This is a genomic window from Pseudomonas sp. PSE1(2024) (assembly GCF_050990555.1).
GTDB classification, from domain to species: Bacteria; Pseudomonadota; Gammaproteobacteria; order Pseudomonadales; family Pseudomonadaceae; genus Aquipseudomonas; species Aquipseudomonas aphyarum.
In genome coordinates this window covers 2959015-2975179 of the sequence record NZ_CP158967.1, presented here as the reverse complement: position 1 = coordinate 2975179, position 16165 = coordinate 2959015, and the positions used below count along the sequence as shown (strand labels likewise).

12 protein-coding genes are annotated in these 16165 nt (G+C 61.2%); 9 read left to right on the top strand and 3 right to left on the bottom strand.

Translation table 11 applies throughout. From position 1 onward, the window contains the following. The first annotated feature begins 36 nt into the window (after positions 1-36). Entirely contained in the window at positions 37-855 is an 819-nt protein-coding gene (locus tag ABTV87_RS13475) for an alpha/beta fold hydrolase (protein ID WP_218191703.1), read from the top strand. A 110-nt stretch (positions 856-965) separates the two neighbouring features. Here the strand turns inward: ABTV87_RS13475 and ABTV87_RS13470 are convergent, their stop codons facing one another. Further along, complete coding sequence (locus ABTV87_RS13470) at positions 966-1940, bottom strand: LysR family transcriptional regulator (protein WP_085605160.1); 975 nt, start codon at positions 1938-1940, stop codon at positions 966-968. A gap of 416 nt (positions 1941-2356) precedes the next feature. Between ABTV87_RS13470 and ABTV87_RS13465 the strand changes: the two genes are divergently transcribed. The 5 genes from ABTV87_RS13465 (at position 2357) to ABTV87_RS13445 (ending at position 6625) form a co-directional block, all read left to right on the top strand. Then, positions 2357-3004, top strand: coding sequence for a response regulator transcription factor (locus ABTV87_RS13465; RefSeq protein ID WP_085604284.1), 648 nt, complete (start codon positions 2357-2359; stop codon positions 3002-3004). Positions 3005-3363: 359 nt separating this feature from the next. After that, positions 3364-4824 (top strand): ATP-binding protein, encoded by a 1461-nt coding sequence (locus ABTV87_RS13460; RefSeq protein ID WP_433899737.1) that lies wholly within the window; start codon positions 3364-3366, stop codon positions 4822-4824. Positions 4825-4955: 131 nt separating this feature from the next. Continuing rightward, a complete protein-coding gene (locus ABTV87_RS13455; protein ID WP_433899736.1) occupies positions 4956-5582 on the top strand; it encodes an AraC family transcriptional regulator in 627 nt (208 codons plus the stop codon). A gap of 15 nt (positions 5583-5597) precedes the next feature. Continuing rightward, positions 5598-6119 (top strand): hypothetical protein, encoded by a 522-nt coding sequence (locus tag ABTV87_RS13450; RefSeq protein ID WP_007955192.1) that lies wholly within the window; start codon positions 5598-5600, stop codon positions 6117-6119. 131 nt (positions 6120-6250) lie between these two features. Then, positions 6251-6625, top strand: a complete 375-nt coding sequence (locus ABTV87_RS13445; RefSeq protein WP_433899735.1) for a response regulator transcription factor — start codon at positions 6251-6253, stop codon at positions 6623-6625. A 129-nt stretch (positions 6626-6754) separates the two neighbouring features. Here the strand turns inward: ABTV87_RS13445 and ABTV87_RS13440 are convergent, their stop codons facing one another. Beyond that, a complete protein-coding gene (locus ABTV87_RS13440; protein ID WP_433899734.1) occupies positions 6755-7705 on the bottom strand; it encodes an MBL fold metallo-hydrolase in 951 nt (316 codons plus the stop codon). Between the two features lie 266 nt (positions 7706-7971). Between ABTV87_RS13440 and ABTV87_RS13435 the strand changes: the two genes are divergently transcribed. From ABTV87_RS13435 to ABTV87_RS13425, 3 genes are all read left to right on the top strand, one after another. Next, complete coding sequence (locus tag ABTV87_RS13435; protein ID WP_433899733.1) at positions 7972-8991, top strand: GlxA family transcriptional regulator; 1020 nt, start codon at positions 7972-7974, stop codon at positions 8989-8991. A gap of 148 nt (positions 8992-9139) precedes the next feature. Beyond that, on the top strand, positions 9140-9514 hold the full coding sequence (locus tag ABTV87_RS13430) for a response regulator transcription factor (protein WP_007955198.1): 375 nt from the start codon (positions 9140-9142) through the stop codon (positions 9512-9514). Positions 9515-9737: 223 nt separating this feature from the next. Further along, on the top strand, positions 9738-10940 hold the full coding sequence (locus ABTV87_RS13425) for an NAD(P)/FAD-dependent oxidoreductase (protein ID WP_221533789.1): 1203 nt from the start codon (positions 9738-9740) through the stop codon (positions 10938-10940). 84 nt (positions 10941-11024) lie between these two features. On the opposite strand, the gene ABTV87_RS13420 is transcribed toward ABTV87_RS13425, so the two are convergent. Further along, entirely contained in the window at positions 11025-16151 is a 5127-nt protein-coding gene (locus tag ABTV87_RS13420) for a trifunctional serine/threonine-protein kinase/ATP-binding protein/sensor histidine kinase (RefSeq protein ID WP_433899855.1), read from the bottom strand. Between the last annotated feature and the right edge of the window lie 14 nt (positions 16152-16165).

Genomic DNA, 16165 nt, shown 5'->3' with positions numbered 1-16165 from the left:
GTCAGCAAAAGCGCCGGCAACGGCAGTGGCTCGGGAATGCTTACCGTCAAAGATGGCACGCAGATTTTCTACAAGGACTGGGGCCAGGGCCAGCCGATCGTTTTCCATCACGGCTGGCCCCTTTCCAGTGATGACTGGGATGCGCAAATGCTGTTTTTCCTCAGCAAGGGCTTTCGCGTCATCGCCCATGATCGACGTGGCCATGGTCGCTCTTCGCAGACCGCCACGGGCAACGAAATGGACACCTACGCCGCCGACGTTGCCGAGTTGATGGCGCACCTGAACATCCGCAACGCCGTGCACATCGGCCACTCCACCGGCGGCGGTGAAGTGGCGCGCTACGTGGCGCGGCATGGTCGCGGCCGGGTGGCCAAGGCCGTGCTGATCGGCGCCGTGCCGCCGATCATGCTGCGCACCGCAAAAAATCCCGGCGGCCTTGCAATGGAAGTGTTTGACGGACTGCGCAAAGCACTCGCGCAGAACCGCAGCCAGTTTTATCGCGACTTTCCGAGCGGCCCGTTTTACGGCTTCAATCGCCCCGGCGCGAAAGTGTCTGAAGCGATCGTCGAAAACTGGTGGCGTCAGGGCATGAACGGCGGGATCAAGGCGCAGTACGACTGCATCAGCGCATTCTCCGAAACCGACTTCACGGATGACCTGAAAAACATCGATGTGCCGACCTTGGTATTGCACGGCGAAGATGACCAGATCGTGCCGATCGCGGATTCGGCCCATCTGTCGATCAAACTGCTCAAGCACGGCACGCTGAAAACCTACCCCGGCCTGCCCCATGGCATGTGCACCACGAACGGCGACACCATCAACGCGGACCTTCTGGCGTTCATCAATGCGTGATGTGCCGGGTCCGCGCCCCCACGGCAAGCCGCGTAAAACCCCGTAAAAAGAAAAGCTCCGATCAAGTCGGAGCTTTTTTATTGAGCGAATGACACAGCCGTTGCAGTTATCTACCGCGCCATCATCAACGTCTGATCGACGGGCAACGCCGGGCGCAGCTTGGGCACTACCTGCAACTCGATCGGCGTGCCGAAAAACGCCTGGCAACGCGAACGCAGCCAACGCTGAGCGCAATCGTTGTGCGCAGCGGCACGCCAGACCATGGAAAGCTCCCGCGATGGCAGCAACAGAGGGGCCGGTTCGGCCCTGATACCCTCAACCGAGGCCATGGCCCTGGCCACGTAATCCGGCACGATAACCAGCATGTCGCTCTGCGCCAACAACCTTGGCAAGGCACTGAACTGCGGCACTGCCAGCACCACTTTGCGCCGACGCCCGAGCAGGTCCAGCGCGTGGTCGGTGTCATCCCTGGCCTTGCCCATGGACGACACGATGGCGTGCGGTCGCTCGCAGAATTCATCGAGCGCCAGCAGTCCCGGGCGCATGTCCGAGCGCAAAAGCATCGGCCGGATCGACCGCAGACTCTTGCGTCGGGCGTTGGCCGGCAGATCGAGCGTAGGGCTGATCCCCAGAGAGATCTCGCCATTGAACAGCCGCTGCGACATCTGCTGCTGATCGACGCGCAACACCACCAGGGCAATGTTCGGCGCCTCGATACGCAGTTGGCGCAGCAGTCGCGGGAGCAACGCATATTCGACATCGTCGGACAGGCCCACCTGAAAGGTCGCCTCGCTGGTGCCCGGCTCGAAGGGCTGGCAACGGCTCAACGCCGCGACCACGCCATCCAGCGCCGGCGTCAGGTTGGCGAAAATCTCCTCGGCCCGCGCCGTCGGCTCCATCACCCTCCCCGCGCGCACGAACAAGGGGTCGTCGAAAAGTACGCGCAAACGGCCCAATGCCGCACTGATGGTCGGTTGACCGAGAAACAGCTTCTCGCCGACCCGGCTGACATTGCGCTCATGCATCAGCGTCTCGAAGACCACCAGCAGATGGATGTCGACACGACGGAGATCATTTCTGTTCATGAAGTTCACCACCCGGCACGCGGCCATTGAGATCGACGGAGAGCTCATAAAGGTTAAGGGCGAGCCTGCCGGGCGTCTGTGGTACTTGGGGTCAGCGAGATCATGCGTTAGGTGAGTGTTTTGATACTTGCGTATGAACCGTTTGATACGGGTGGCTGTATCCGGCCGCGAAAAGACCGCTGCGATGGCGGTTTTTTCGGGTTTTTTGTCCTAGCTGACGGAGTGCCGCGCCACTACGATGCTGAACCGTTTATCTGCTCCCCCGCCCACACCTGCAGCATGACCGTGCCTTTGGTCGGGCATAAACTTGAACGAGCAAACACAGGCCCCCGTGCCGAGGGATTCGCATATTCTTGATGGGTCCTCGCCGATACCACGACGAGACCCACAACGTCATAACTCTTGGGAAAAAAGCAATGAACAACAATCCCATCAGCAACACCCCCAGCGAGCCGGTGGTATTCATCGTCGACGACGATGCAGCGCTGCGCGAATCCCTCGGCAGCCTGTTGCGTTCCATTGGCCTTAAGGTCGAACTGTTCGGGTCGGTCGCCGAATTCATGAAATATCAGCGTCCGGACACCGTCAGTTGCCTGGTGCTCGACGTGCGCCTGCAAGGCAGCAGCGGCCTGGATTTCCAGAGTGAACTGGCCGCCGCCGGCATCAACGTGCCGATCGTGTTCATCACCGGACACGGCGATATCGCCATGACGGTGCGCGCCATGAAAGCCGGCGCGGTGGACTTCCTGACCAAACCGTTTCGCGAGCAAGACCTGATCGATGCAGTGTGTGCCGCGCACTCGCGGGACAAGCAGCGTCGCGAGTCCGGGCGACATGCCGATGAGCTGCGCGCACGCCATGGGACGCTGACACCCCGTGAGCAGACGGTCATGGCGCTGGCAGCCTCGGGCCTGATGAACAAGCAGATCGCCGGAGAAATCGGCCTCAGTGAAATCACCGTGAAGATCCACCGGGGCCAGGCCATGCGCAAGATGGGCGCGCGCTCTTTTGCCGATTTGGTACGCATGGCCGAAGTCATCGCGGCGCAGCCTGTCAATCGGTGACCGGATGAACCGATACGGTACGGCTCAGGATTGCCGGGATGGCGCATGCTTGTGCCATCAGACAAGACATCGACAGACCCGGCGCAACTAACACTTAGGTATATCCCTTTCATACACAGTCATACTTCGATTGACCCAATGCAGCGGTGCCAGAGAATAAGTCTTCGAATAACATCTTTATTCAAATAAACATTACTCAATACAACGATTGGTGAATGACCGACAGTCGCCAACAACCGTCATGCCTGAAAAACAACTTCAGACTTTAAACCTCTTCATTAATACGCCTTTCATAGCGTTTGCCTGCTTCATCGAAAGAACACGACCTGCCGTCCGATAGCAAAAATCTGGAAGAATAAATGTCTATCATCAAACGTCGCGCACAACTTCTTTGCTCAGACGCCTTCGCCTGGCTGGCCGCCATTGCGGTCGGCAGCATGATCTATATCACCAACGCGTACCTTGATCTGGATGTTGCGCCGACGTTGTTCTACATCACGCTGGTGTTCATGTCCGCGAACATCTTCCCGGTTCCGGTATTCCTGGCCGTCGCGCTGGGTTGCCTCACGCTGCTGACTGCCGACTTCCTGGTCGACGAAGGCTATCGCGATCACCGGGGCATCGCCGGATTCGTCAGGTGCGTGATCGCGCTGACGACCATTTCCCTGCTGGCACTGCGCAGCAAACGCGCCACCGAAACGCTGCGGCGCAAGGAAGCGTTCTTTCTCGGCGCACAGAAACTCAGTCACACCGGCAGTATCGGTTTCATCATCGACAAGAACGTCAGCGTGTCCTTGTCCTGGTCGGAAGAGTCCTCACGCATTTTCGAGTATCCGCCGAGCGTCACCCCGACACTCGCCCTGGTCAAGTCACGCACCCATCCGGATGACTTGCCGGTGATCGATCAGGTGCTGGACCAGTTCGCGCGCCGGCAGGAGCTGATCGAAGCAGAGCATCGGCTGGTCATGCCCGATGGCCGGATCAAGCATGTACAGATGATCGCCAGCCCCATGCCCAGGCATCGCGGGCGCACGGAATACGCCGGGGCGCTGATGGACGTGACCGCCAGCAAACAGTCCGAAGAGGCGCTGTTTCACTCGCAAGCCACCCTCGCCCACGTCACGCGCCTGACGTCGATGGGCGAACTGGCCGCGTCGATTGCCCACGAAATCAATCAGCCGCTGGCGGCGGTCATCACCAGCGGCGAATCCTGCAAGCGCTGGATCAACCGTCCCGAGCCGAACCTGGAAGAGGCGCGCCGTTCGCTGGACCGGATCATTCAAAACTCCGTCAGGGTTTCCGATGTCATCGCCTGTATCCGGGCCTTGTCGCGCCACAGCGAGGTGCAGCGCAATGTCGAAGTGTTCGACGACATCGTCAGTGACTCGCTGACGCTGATGCAGCATGACATCTGCTTCCATGAGGTTCGCCCGCACGCCCAACTGGGCACTCGCAGCGCACTGATCAAAGGCGACCGGGTGCAGCTGCAGCAAGTCATCATCAATCTGATCATCAATGCCTGCCAGGCCATGGCCAACGTGCATGAACGGGCCCGGACGCTGCGGATCACCACCTCGCTCCTGCACAACGAGGCCGTGCTTGAAATCGCCGACTCCGGCGTCGGCATTGCCGAAGACATCCTGCCTTCACTGTTCGATCCGTTCTTCACGACCAAGCCAACGGGCCTGGGCATGGGGCTCTCGATCTGCCGCTCGATCATTGAATTCCACGGCGGGCGCATCTGGGTCAACAGCACCGAGGGCGTCGGCACGCAGTTTGTGTTTGCGATTCCATTGGCTGCGCTCGAACACGATCAATGACCGTCATCCACCCCTGATGTCGCCCGGTGGCGATATGGAGATCAGCATTGCCTATCGAAAGTACAAACCCTGGCGCTGGACCCGAAACCCCGCAATCAGGCCGTACCGTCGTTTTCGTCGCGTACCCGCAAATGGGCCTGCTGGATCTGACCGGTGCCCAGACCGTGTTCTGGGCAGCGACCTGCAGACTGGCGCAACTCGGTTTGCCCGGTTATGCCTTGCACACCGCGAGCCTGCAAGGCGGGCCGGTGCGGTCCGGCGAAGGCCTGGTGGTGCAAACCCGGCGGCTGGATGAGCTAAGCGACGAGCCGATCAATACGCTGATTGTTCCGGGCTCGGCGTCCATCCGCCAGGCCATGCTCGACAACGCGCCACTGGTGGACTGGTTGCGCGTCACCTCAGCCACGGCCAGCCGTACGACGTCGGTGTGCAGCGGCGCTTTTTTCCTGGCCCAGGCGGGCTTGCTCGATGGCCTGCGCGTGGCGACACACTGGTTGATGGCTGACATGTTCGAGCGGCTGTACCCCAAGGTCGAACTGGATCGCGAAGCGATTTTCGTCCGCCAGGAATCGGTGTGGACTTCCGCCGGCGTCAGTGCGGGGATCGATCTGGCGCTGGCGCTGGTCGAGGCCGACAACGGTCGCGATCTGGCCATGCAGGTCGCCCGGCGCATGGTTGTTTACTACCGGCGCCCGGACAACCAGGAGCAATGGAGTCCGCTGCTGCAATCACAACATTCAATCGCGCCCGAGCGCTAGCCGGAGACGGTGGTCATGAACGCACCGCACACACTGTATCTTGTCAGTCACCCGCCTTGCGTCAGCCGCTATGGTACGCACACCTCGTTATCAACCGCTGAACGCGTGGAAATCATCGACGCGTTGACCCAGACCCTGGGTGCTACGCTGGGCATTCTGGCGCGACTCAGACACAGCCAGCAGACATTGCGCACCGTCAGCTTTTTGCCGGTGCAGACACTGTTGCGCAGACTGTTGAATGCCAATACCCGATACGCCGACTTTCTCGTCACCGGCATCACAGACCTGGGCGGCCATGCCCAGCGTGACGCGCTATATCGCCTCAATGACGCGGCAGAGCCTTTGTGTTTCGCCGACTGCCTGAAAGGCATCGATCGCGCCCTGCGAACGCTACGGGCTGCCGACGCCTTGTTCCGCGACTGTCGCGCCAGCGCAATTGCCAACAACGACTACGCCAGCCGGCAACTTTTCGAGGCCTGCACTCGGCATAACGGTTATTTTCTTTCGTTAATCAACAACCACTTGTTTCCTGAATAATTGATTAACTGTCGCAACTAACAAAAAACCAACCAAACATACGCACGTATACTATTCCACAATTTTTGAAAGCGTATCTTGCAAGTATGGCGGGCGCTACAGCCACCCGCAAAAGACGCAAGGTTTCCCCCATGTTCAACTCAGCTATTATTTCAGTTGTCGATGATGACGAACTTGTTCTGGTTTCACTGGACAGTTTGCTGCGGTCTTGCGGTTATACAGTCAAGACTTTCACCAGCGCTTTGGCATTTCTTGAATCCAGCGCGCCAGAGCAGACCGGGTGTCTGATTTCGGATATTCAGATGCCCGGCATGTGCGGGGTCGAAATGTACGAGGCGCTGGCGGCCAGGAAGATCCATATTCCGACGATCTTCATCACCGGCAAGCCAGGCCTGCCCCCCGAGTTCAGCACCCGTGTGAAGACGCCGGAAGGCTATTTCTCCAAACCCTTCCATACCGAGGCACTGCTGGCCTGCATCGCGCAGGCGCTGTTGCGCGGACGTTGAGCACCAAAAAAGAGCCGCTTCCCTGCCCGACCGATAAACCTCAAAACAAAAAAGGCCCCGCAAGTGATGAACTTGCGGGGCCTGATTTTTATCGAGCCCGGCCAAATGCAGCCGGGCCGCCAAAGCCGATCAGTAATCCCAGAACGCTGCGATCCAGCGGAACGCATCGCCATCGACCGCCACTCGGCCTACCGAAGGGAACGGCAGGTGGGTGGCGACAAACCACTCACCGCTCGCCGCCGCCTCGCGCATCAGGCGCACGCGAACACGCACCGATTCATCAGGATCATGCTCGAAACCGTTGTGCCATTCCGGGTGCTCGAAGGCCACCGGAAACAAGGCGTCGCCGGCAAAGGTCAGGCGTTCGCCGCCGGAGTTGACGTAGACAATGCTGTGCCCCGGCGTATGGCCGCCGGTGAGTTTCACGACCACACCCGGCGCCACTTCGTATTCATCCTCGAAGGTACGCACCTGGCGGCGGTAATCGTTGATGAACTGATTGGCCGTCGCGCGCAAAACGTCAGGCACCGGCGCCGGCATGACGGTCTGGGTGAAGTCCGGCGTCTCCCAGAACTCGACCTCTTTCACCGAGACGTGGATGCGCACGTCCGGACGCAGCCGGCTCTTCACTTCATCCACCAGCAGACCGCCGACATGGTCCATGTGCATGTGCGTGATCACGATGTCGGTCACGGCTGCCAGATCGATTCCGGCCGCTTCCAGCCGTTTCGGCAGCTGGCCGGCCCGAGGGAAGCCGGGAAACTGCCCGCCCAGGCCCGCGTCGACCAGAATGATCTGCTCGCCGCTGCGCACCACCAGCACGTTGAGTGCCCAGTCGAACGCGTCCGGCCCCAGGAACATGTCCTTGAACCACGCGGCGCGAGCCTGCGGATCGGCATTGGTCGACATGGTCGAGGTCGGCAGCGGCAGCACGCCATCGCTGATCACCACCACGTCGATGTCGCCGACCTGCAGTGCGTAGCGCGAAGGCACCAGCTCCTGGGCCTGACCGAAGTTCGAGGTGAACGGCAGGCTGGTGGCTGTGCTGGTTTGTTGGGAGTGGTTCAGATAGGTAGACATGGTCGCTTTCCTTTTGGCTGAGTCAGGATTTCTCGGAGGAATGCCGCAAGAGCGAAATAGCGCTCCTTGAAATCGAGTGTGCATCGCGACCACGACGGCCAACACCATACGCGGGTATAGGGTTTGCGCCGGATTGAGCGAGTACGACCGGCGCTGAAGTGGCTGTGCCCCATACCAATGTATATTCGCGCTCCTGCCCGCAAACGCGGACACTACGCCACACCGGATCGTCGAAAACTGGCGGTCACTTAGCCTTCAAAGCCGTCATGAACTCTATTTTTCACCAACCCGACCCGCTCACCTGTCTGCTCGCGCAACCGCGCACGCTGGTGTTCCTGGCGTATCCCCAAATGGGCTTGCTGGACCTGACCGGCGCACAGACCGTGTTCTGGGCAGCGTCCAAAGCCAGGGCTGAACGCGGTTTGCCTGGCTACGCGATACACACCGCAAGCCTCGACGGCGGATTGATTGCCACCGCCGAAGGGTTGTCGGTCGACACCCTGACCCTGCACACCTTTGACGAGACCGCGATCGATACGCTGATCGTGCCCGGTGCGCCGAACATCCGTCAGGCCATGCTCGACAACGTTGCGCTGGTGGACTGGCTGCGCGCGGCATCAGTCAAAGCCAGACGTACCGCCTCGGTGTGCAGCGGCACTTTTCTGCTGGCCCAGGCCGGGCTGCTGGAAGGATTGCGCGCGACCACCCACTGGGGAATGTGCGACATGCTCAAGGGTGGTTTTCCGAGTGTCGATGTCGACCTTGATGCGATCTACATCCAGCAAGGCAAAGTCTGGACTTCCGCCGGGGTCACCACCGGAATCGACATGGCGCTGGCGCTGGTCGAGGCCGATTGCGGCCGCCCGGTAGCGTTGCAGGTGGCACGGGAGTTGGTGGTTTTTCTCAAGCGTCCCGGCGGTCAGGCGCAGTTCAGCCAGTTGCTGCAATCGCAGATCGACGACAGAGGCTGCTTCGACGAATTGCACCTGTGGATCAGCGAAAACCTCGGCGACACTCACCTGAACGTCGAATCCCTGGCCCGGCAGGCGCAGATGAGCCCGCGCAATTTCGCGCGGGTTTACAAGCGCAAGGTTGGTCGCACGCCGGCGAAGGCGCTCGAGCTGTTTCGCCTGGAAGCTGCGCGACGGATGCTCGAAGACTCTCAGCGCAACATCGACCAGATCGCTCTGCTGTGCGGCTTCGGCGACGAAGAACGCATGCGCGACACCTTCTATCGTCACCTCTCGGTCTCGCCACGGGAATACCGCAGCCGGTTCTCCCGCTGACGCCACACGCTGCAATGGCACCGGGCTCGGAGAAGTTCAAACACTGTCGCTATACACACGTATAAGTACGCCGCCGGACCGAGCGGCGTATGGTGCGGGAATGGCGGGCGTCCTTGACGGGCTACCCGAGATCAGCCCTGGTAAAGCAATGTCCCACACCGCTGTTGTTTCGGTTGTCGATGATGATGAATCCGTGCGCATGGCGCTGGACAGCCTGTTGCGTTCGCACGGCTACACCGTGCAGTTGTACCCGAACGCGGAGGCTTTTCTGGCGATGACTGCACCGCCCCGCCCCGGCTGCATCATCTCGGACATCCAGATGCCCGGCCTGTCCGGCATCCAGATGTACGACGCACTGTGCGCCCGAGGCATCCGCATCCCGATCATTTTCATCACTGGCTATCAAGGGCCACCGCCACAGGTCGACGCAGCATTCCCCGAGCCGCTCGCCTACTTCCCCAAACCTTTCCCTTGCGGCGAACTCATCACCTGCATCGAAAGTGCGTTCAATCGGCCCGTTTGACGGCCCTCTACCTATACCTGTGTATACCCCACCTCACACCTAAGCATGTCGGCACTGACCCTATGTAGAAGTGTCCCGGCGCGCCTTCCCCGATAGCATCAACTCCAGCGAATCGAACCGGTTCTGCGGTTGTTCACAACAACCATTTTCGTGCAGACCGGGAGACGGTCACGCGTGAACAGACAAGCCGTTCAACGATCAGAATTTCCTCAGGAGTCATCCGATGAAACAGCACATTTTAGTGATAGGCGCAGGGTTTGGTGGAGTCTGGAGCGCCTTGAGCGCCGCACGTCTGCTGGACCAGCATGATCGTAACGACGTGCAGATCACCGTCCTCGCGCCCCAGGCAGAACTGCGCATCCGCCCGCGTTTCTACGAGCCGGATGTCCACAACATGAAGGCGCCGCTGGGTGAACTGTTCGATGCGGTCGGCGTGAAATTCGTCAAAGGCATCGCCGACAGCATCGACACCGCCAGCAAGCAAGTGACCTACAGCGATGCCTTCGGCACCCAAGGCACACTGAGCTATGACCGACTGGTACTGGCCGCCGGCAGTCGCGTGATTCGCCCACCGCTCAAGGGCATGATCGAACACGCCTTCGACGTCGATCAGATCGAAGAAGCCGCCCGCCTCGAAGCCCATATCAAGTCCTTGAAGAACCAGCCGCCGAGCGCTGCGCGAAATACCGTGGTGGTCGCCGGTGGCGGTTTTACCGGGATCGAAACCGCCACCGAAATGCCGGCCCGCCTGCGTGCCGCACTGGGTGACGATGCGCAGATCAGAGTCATCGTGGTGGATCGCGCGCCGCAAATCGCCGCGACCATGGGTGACGGCATTCGCCCGTCCATTGTCGAAGCGTCTCGAGAGCTGGGCATTGAATGGATAGTCAACGCCTCGGTCGCCTCGGTGGATGCCGGCGGCGTGACCCTGGCCGACGGCAAACGGATCGAGTCCAACACCGTCGTCTGGACTGTTGGTTTCCGCGCCAGCCCGCTCACCGAACAGGTGCCTGGCAGCCGTGATCCGCAGGGTCGTCTGCATGTCGACGGCAACCTGAAAGTGCTAGGGCACGTGGATGTCTTCGCCGCCGGCGATGTGGCTTATGCCGCCACGGATGATCTCGGAAACTACGCTGCAATGTCCTGCCAGCACGCCATTTGCCTGGGCCGTTATGCCGGCAACAACGTGGCGGCTGACCTGATCGGCATCGCACCGATGACCTACAGCCAGCCCAAGTACGTGACCTGCCTTGACCTCGGGGCCTGGGGCGCGGTGTTCACCGAAGGCTGGGACCGCCAATTGAAACTGGTCGGGCAAGAAGCCAAAGACCTCAAGACCCAGATCAACACCGTATGGATTTACCCACCGGCCGCCGATCGTGCAACCGCACTGGCCGCTGCCGACCCGTTGATTCCGGTGGCCTGATCCCCCGACGCTCCACGATCACTCTACTGCTGCGCACTCCCAGGCGCCCGCCACGGTTATTTTGGCGGGCGCCTTTTTTTGTGATTACGGAAGCAGTACGGCATCGGCCGGCAGAACAAACTGGACGATCGCACCGCACGGCTGATTGGCCTCGATCCACAATTGGCCGCCATGGGTCTCGATGATCGAGCGGCAAATCGACAGCCCCATGCCCAGCCCCGTGGGTTTGGTGGTGTAGAACGGCGTGAACAACTGCCCGATCGAATGCGCGCCGAAACCCGGTCCCGAATCGCTGACACAAACCCACACCTGCCCCGCTTCATTGGTCTGCGTGCAGATACGCAGCACTCCCTTGATGACGCCTGCACCGCTCATGGCTTCCAGCGCGTTCATCACCAGGTTGAGCACCACTTGTTGCAGCTCGACCCGGTCGCCATCAACTCGTGGCAAACCGGACGCCATCTGCGCCTCCACCAGCACTCCACCCTTCTGCGCCTGACTCTGGGTGATCTCGATGACCTCGCCAATCACCTCGTTGAAGTTGACCGGCTCCTTCGGCTGAGGGGCCTTGCGAATCAGCCCGCGAATGCGATCCAGCACCTCACTGCCCCGATGGGCATCCTTGACGATGCGCTCCAGGCACAGGCGAGTCTCCTCAAGGTTCGGTGGCGCGGCACCCGACCAGCGCAAGGCAGCCTGGGCGCTGGCCAGTGTCGAGGCCAGCGGCTGGCTGACTTCATGAGCAATCGAGGCCGCGAGCTGCCCCATCGTCGCAACGCGGCAGGCATGGGCCAGCTCCGCCTGTATCTCGCGATAACGCTGCTCGCTCTCACGGCTTTTTACCTCGCGCTCGGCGACATCGCGGTACAGGCGCGCATTGACCAGCGAGATCGCTGCCTGTGAAGCGACCAGCCTGAGCGCGGCGATCCGCGAAGGGCTGAATACCCGTGACGTCAGGTTGTTTTCCAGGTACAGCGCGCCGATCAGCTTCGCCTGATTGAGCAACGGCAGGCACAGTACCGAGCGCGCGCGATGCTGGCGAACGTACGGATCGGCAGCGAACGATGGTTCGCCCAAAGCATCATCCAGCACCAGATTTTCCTGGGTGCGCAGCACGTGGTTGAGGACCGACTCCGGCAGCAGCTTCGTCGCCACCGGCGCATCGTGCAGATCCAAGTGAGTGGTGTCATCGCGGGTAGTTGCCTCGGCGACGATCCGCTGCTCGCCCTGCTCCGTCAGGATCAGCACGCCGCGCTGTGCGCCGGCCTGTTCAATCGCCGTGCGCATGATCATGTCGATCAGCTTTTCGAGGACGATTTCACTGGAGGCCGCTTGCGACACCTTCAGCACGGTGGCCAAGTCCAGATGCTCGACCGGTGTCGCGATGGTACTGGTGGGACCGGGCAGCGGTTTTTCGACCCGCAGAAACGGGTGCTCGGCCTCCAGTTGTCGAACCTTGCCCTCGGCACCCCAGCGCTGGTAGCCGTAGCGGGCATCCTGCAGATAGACCCGGGCAATCTTTTGCAACCCACGGTGTTGATAGAAGCGCGCGGCGAGCTCGTTGGCCAATGCTTCGATCTGCAGGAAGCCGCTGCGCTGCGCCAGTTCGATCGCCTGCTCGTAGCCATGTTCGGCCTCCAGCAATCGACCTTCAAGGCGAGCGATTTCACCCGCCAGCAACGCGGCGTGGCTGGCGAAATTGTCCGGGCAGAGTTCGGCCCAGACCTGCAGTTGCCGGTATTGCGCGGTAATGACCTCGAGTTGCTCGTGCCGCTCTCCGGCAGGCTTGGCGCTGCACAGGGCGGCGAAGGTCAAGGCCTGATAGAAGCAATATTCGGCCTCCTCGAGGAACGAGTGCGATGAGCGAAGCAATTGTCGAGCGGCCACGCCGGCCTCTGCTGCTGCCTCGTACTGACCGGCGAAATAGCAGGCCTGCAACGTGCGAATCCAGTGCCAGCAAATCGCGACCAGCGAGGTCTGGTGATCCTCGGGGTGGCGCTCGGAAAACGCTCCCGGGCCGATATCGCCGAAGATTGGCGTCTGGCCCCGAAGCATCCGGATAAACGCCAACTGGGTTTCGATGAAATCGATGACCACGCCGAAGCCGATTTTTCTGGCGTACGCCAGCCCGCGTTCAGCCTCCTCCTGCAACCCGGCCAAAGGCTCGCCAGTGGCCAGCAGGTTGGAAACCCGGCTGTTGCCGGTAAACGCGGCAATCGGCAGATCGCCGGTGCGGTTCGCCACTTCAAATATTTGGGCCAAAGGTTCAAGGCACGTGCGTATCGGTTGAGCCCAGCGCTTGGCAAACAGCCAGAACGCCAGTTGCGTACGTGCCTTGTAGCGTTCCAGATCGCGCCGTTCGACCAGCCGGCAGCCCAGCTCCGCGAACGCCAGACCGGCCGGATAGTCCGCGAACCGTCGTCCGGCGATCCGGGAGACGTTGGCATAGGCCACGCACGAAGCATCGCTGTTGCCGTATTCGATACTCAGGTTGATCGCCCGACACATGGCCAGGCCCGGAAGATTGCCGTCCATGTGGACCGCCGTGACGATCAGCTTGGTCAGTGCTTCAAGGGTGGCGAGTGCGAATTCATCCACCATGGGCGGCAGGTCGATCAATGCCTCGATGGGGCGCTCGCCCAGCCGTTGCCCGATCCGCAGGTATTCATCCCGCACCTCATCGTCATCGGGATGAGGCGACCACTCGATCCCCAGATAACGCAGGAAAGCCAGACACACCGCCACCGCGTTGTCGCTCTGGTTCAGAATCAGATAGAGATCCGCTTGCAGGCAGGCGACCCGGGTGCGTTCGATCAAGGACTCTGCACGGCGTGACAATTGCCGCAGGCGGGCTTCGGCTGCCCCTAATTGCCGGGTGAGGAATTCGCACAAGGCCCGGCCGGACTCCAGCGCAAACATCAATTCACGCTGATGCTCCCAGCCGTCCTCATCCAGCAGCGCTGCGCCCTGGGCAAAATACGTCAGCGCCGAAGCGTAGGCCGTCGACGCTCTGGCCCGCTCGCCCGCCAGCAGGTTCAACTGCGCGAGGTGTTCGCGCTCCTGTTGTCGGTCCATCAGCACGGCGCCACGATTGAGCTGGCCGACCATCTCGAAAATCCTTTCTTCATGCTTGTCTGCCGGCGTCTTCTCCACCAGCAAACGCCCGATCCGCAGGTGATGCTGCGCACGGGAGGCCTCATCAACCAGCAGATACGCGGCTTCCTGGACCCGGTCGTGAACAAAGCCATAGACGCTGTCCTGACGCGTGATCAACTCGTGACGAACCGCCGGCCACAACACCCCGTGAACCTGCCCGTCAGGCAGGCCCAGAACGGTCGCCAGTGAAGCGACATCGGCGACGTTGCCCAGGCAGGCGAGCTGCTGCAACGCCTGCTGCGTTTCAGCAGGCAGCCGCGCCAGTTTGTCGAGCATCAGATCGACCACATTATCGGTGTAGCCCTTGGCGTGAATACGTTCTGCGTCCCAGACCCACTGCCGGCGGTCATGGTCGAAGGTCAGCAGGTCCTGTTCGACCAGGGTTTGCAGAAACTGAATGACGAAGAAGGGATTGCCCGCGGTCTTGTCCAGAATCAGTTGTGCGAGCGGCGCGATGTACGATCCCTCGGAACGCGACGACTCGGCGACCAATTGCTCGATGTGCGATCGGGCCAGCGGCAACAAAGTTATCTCCTGCACCCGGCCGCCCGCCGCTTTGATGGCGTTCAACCGGGTGCTCAACGGGTGCGAGGCATCCACCTCGTTGCTGCGGTAAGCGCCGATCAGCATCAAGTGCTGCAAGTCGGAACGGGTCAGCAGTTCCTCCAGCCAATTGAGCGTCGCCACGTCCAGCCACTGCAAGTCGTCGAGAAACAGCACCAGTGGATGTTCGGCGCGGGCAAACACGCCGATGAACCGTCGCAATACCCGCAAGAACCGGCGTTGCGCCTGTGGCGGTTCCAGATCCGCCACAGGCGACGTATCGCCGATGATCAGTTTCAGTTCCGGGATCAGGTCCGTCACCAACCGCGCCTCGGCGCCCAGCGCTTGCTGCAGCGCATTGCGCCAGCCGGCCATCTGCAAATCGCTCTGGCCCAGAAGCGTGCGCACCAGTCCCTGAAACGCCTGGGCCAGGGTCGAATAAGGCACGTCGCGTTTGTACTGATCGAATTTGCCGCTGGCGAAAAATCCGCGCACCGGCACCAGGGTTTGATGCAGCTCGTGGACCACCGAGGATTTACCGATGCCCGAATAGCCGGAAACCAGCACCAGCTCCGGTCGGCGGCTGACGGCGATCCGTTCGAATGCGGCGATCAGCGTCTGGACTTCAGCCTCTCGGCCGTAGAGTTTTTCGGGGATCAGCAAACGGTCGCATGTCCCCTGCTCGTCCAGCGCAAACTCATCCACGTGCCGCTGATGCCAGCCTGCCAGACAACGGCGCAGATCCTGCTCGACGCCAAGCGCAGACTGATAACGCTCCTCGGCGGTCTTGGCCAACAACTTCATGACGATCCGCGACAGCATCTCGGGAACGGTCGCCACGCGCGCACTCGGCGGCATTGGCGTGCGCGCGATATGGCAATGCAGCCATTCCATCGGATCGGCAGCGCTGAACGGCAACGACCCGGTGAGCATTTGATAGAGCGTGACGCCGAAGGCATAGAGGTCGCTGCGCGAATCCACCGAGCGGTTCATCCGGCCCGTCTGTTCCGGAGCCATATAGGCCAGGGTCCCGGACAACGTCTCGGGTGGCTCAGCGGCGTGGCGTTCGCGAGGCAGGCGCGATGCCAGGCCGAAACCGGTGAGTCGGGCGTGACCGTCGGGGCAATTAACCAGAAGGTGAGCGGGCTTGATGTCTTTGTGAATCAGGCCGCGCCGATGCAACTTGCCCAGCGCCACCGCGATGCTGATGGCCAACGGCAGAAACGTCGCAACGTCCAGGGGAGCCGTCAGCAAACGGGCCAGCGGCACACCACCCGGGTCTTCGAGCACCAGTTGCACGCGGCCATCGTCCTGCAACAGCTCCAGGGAGCACGCCGCCCAGTCGCCCTCCAATTGGTCTCTCAGGGAAAATTCATGGGCAAGACGCTCGACGCTGGCGCCCGATGGTTGCTCCGCAGCGAGCGAGGCGATCAGGACATCAACCTCGCGACCGCCAGAAGCACGTCTGGCCCGGTGGAGAATGCGTTCTCCGTCGTCCCACAGAATCTGCATGCCTTCATTCATCG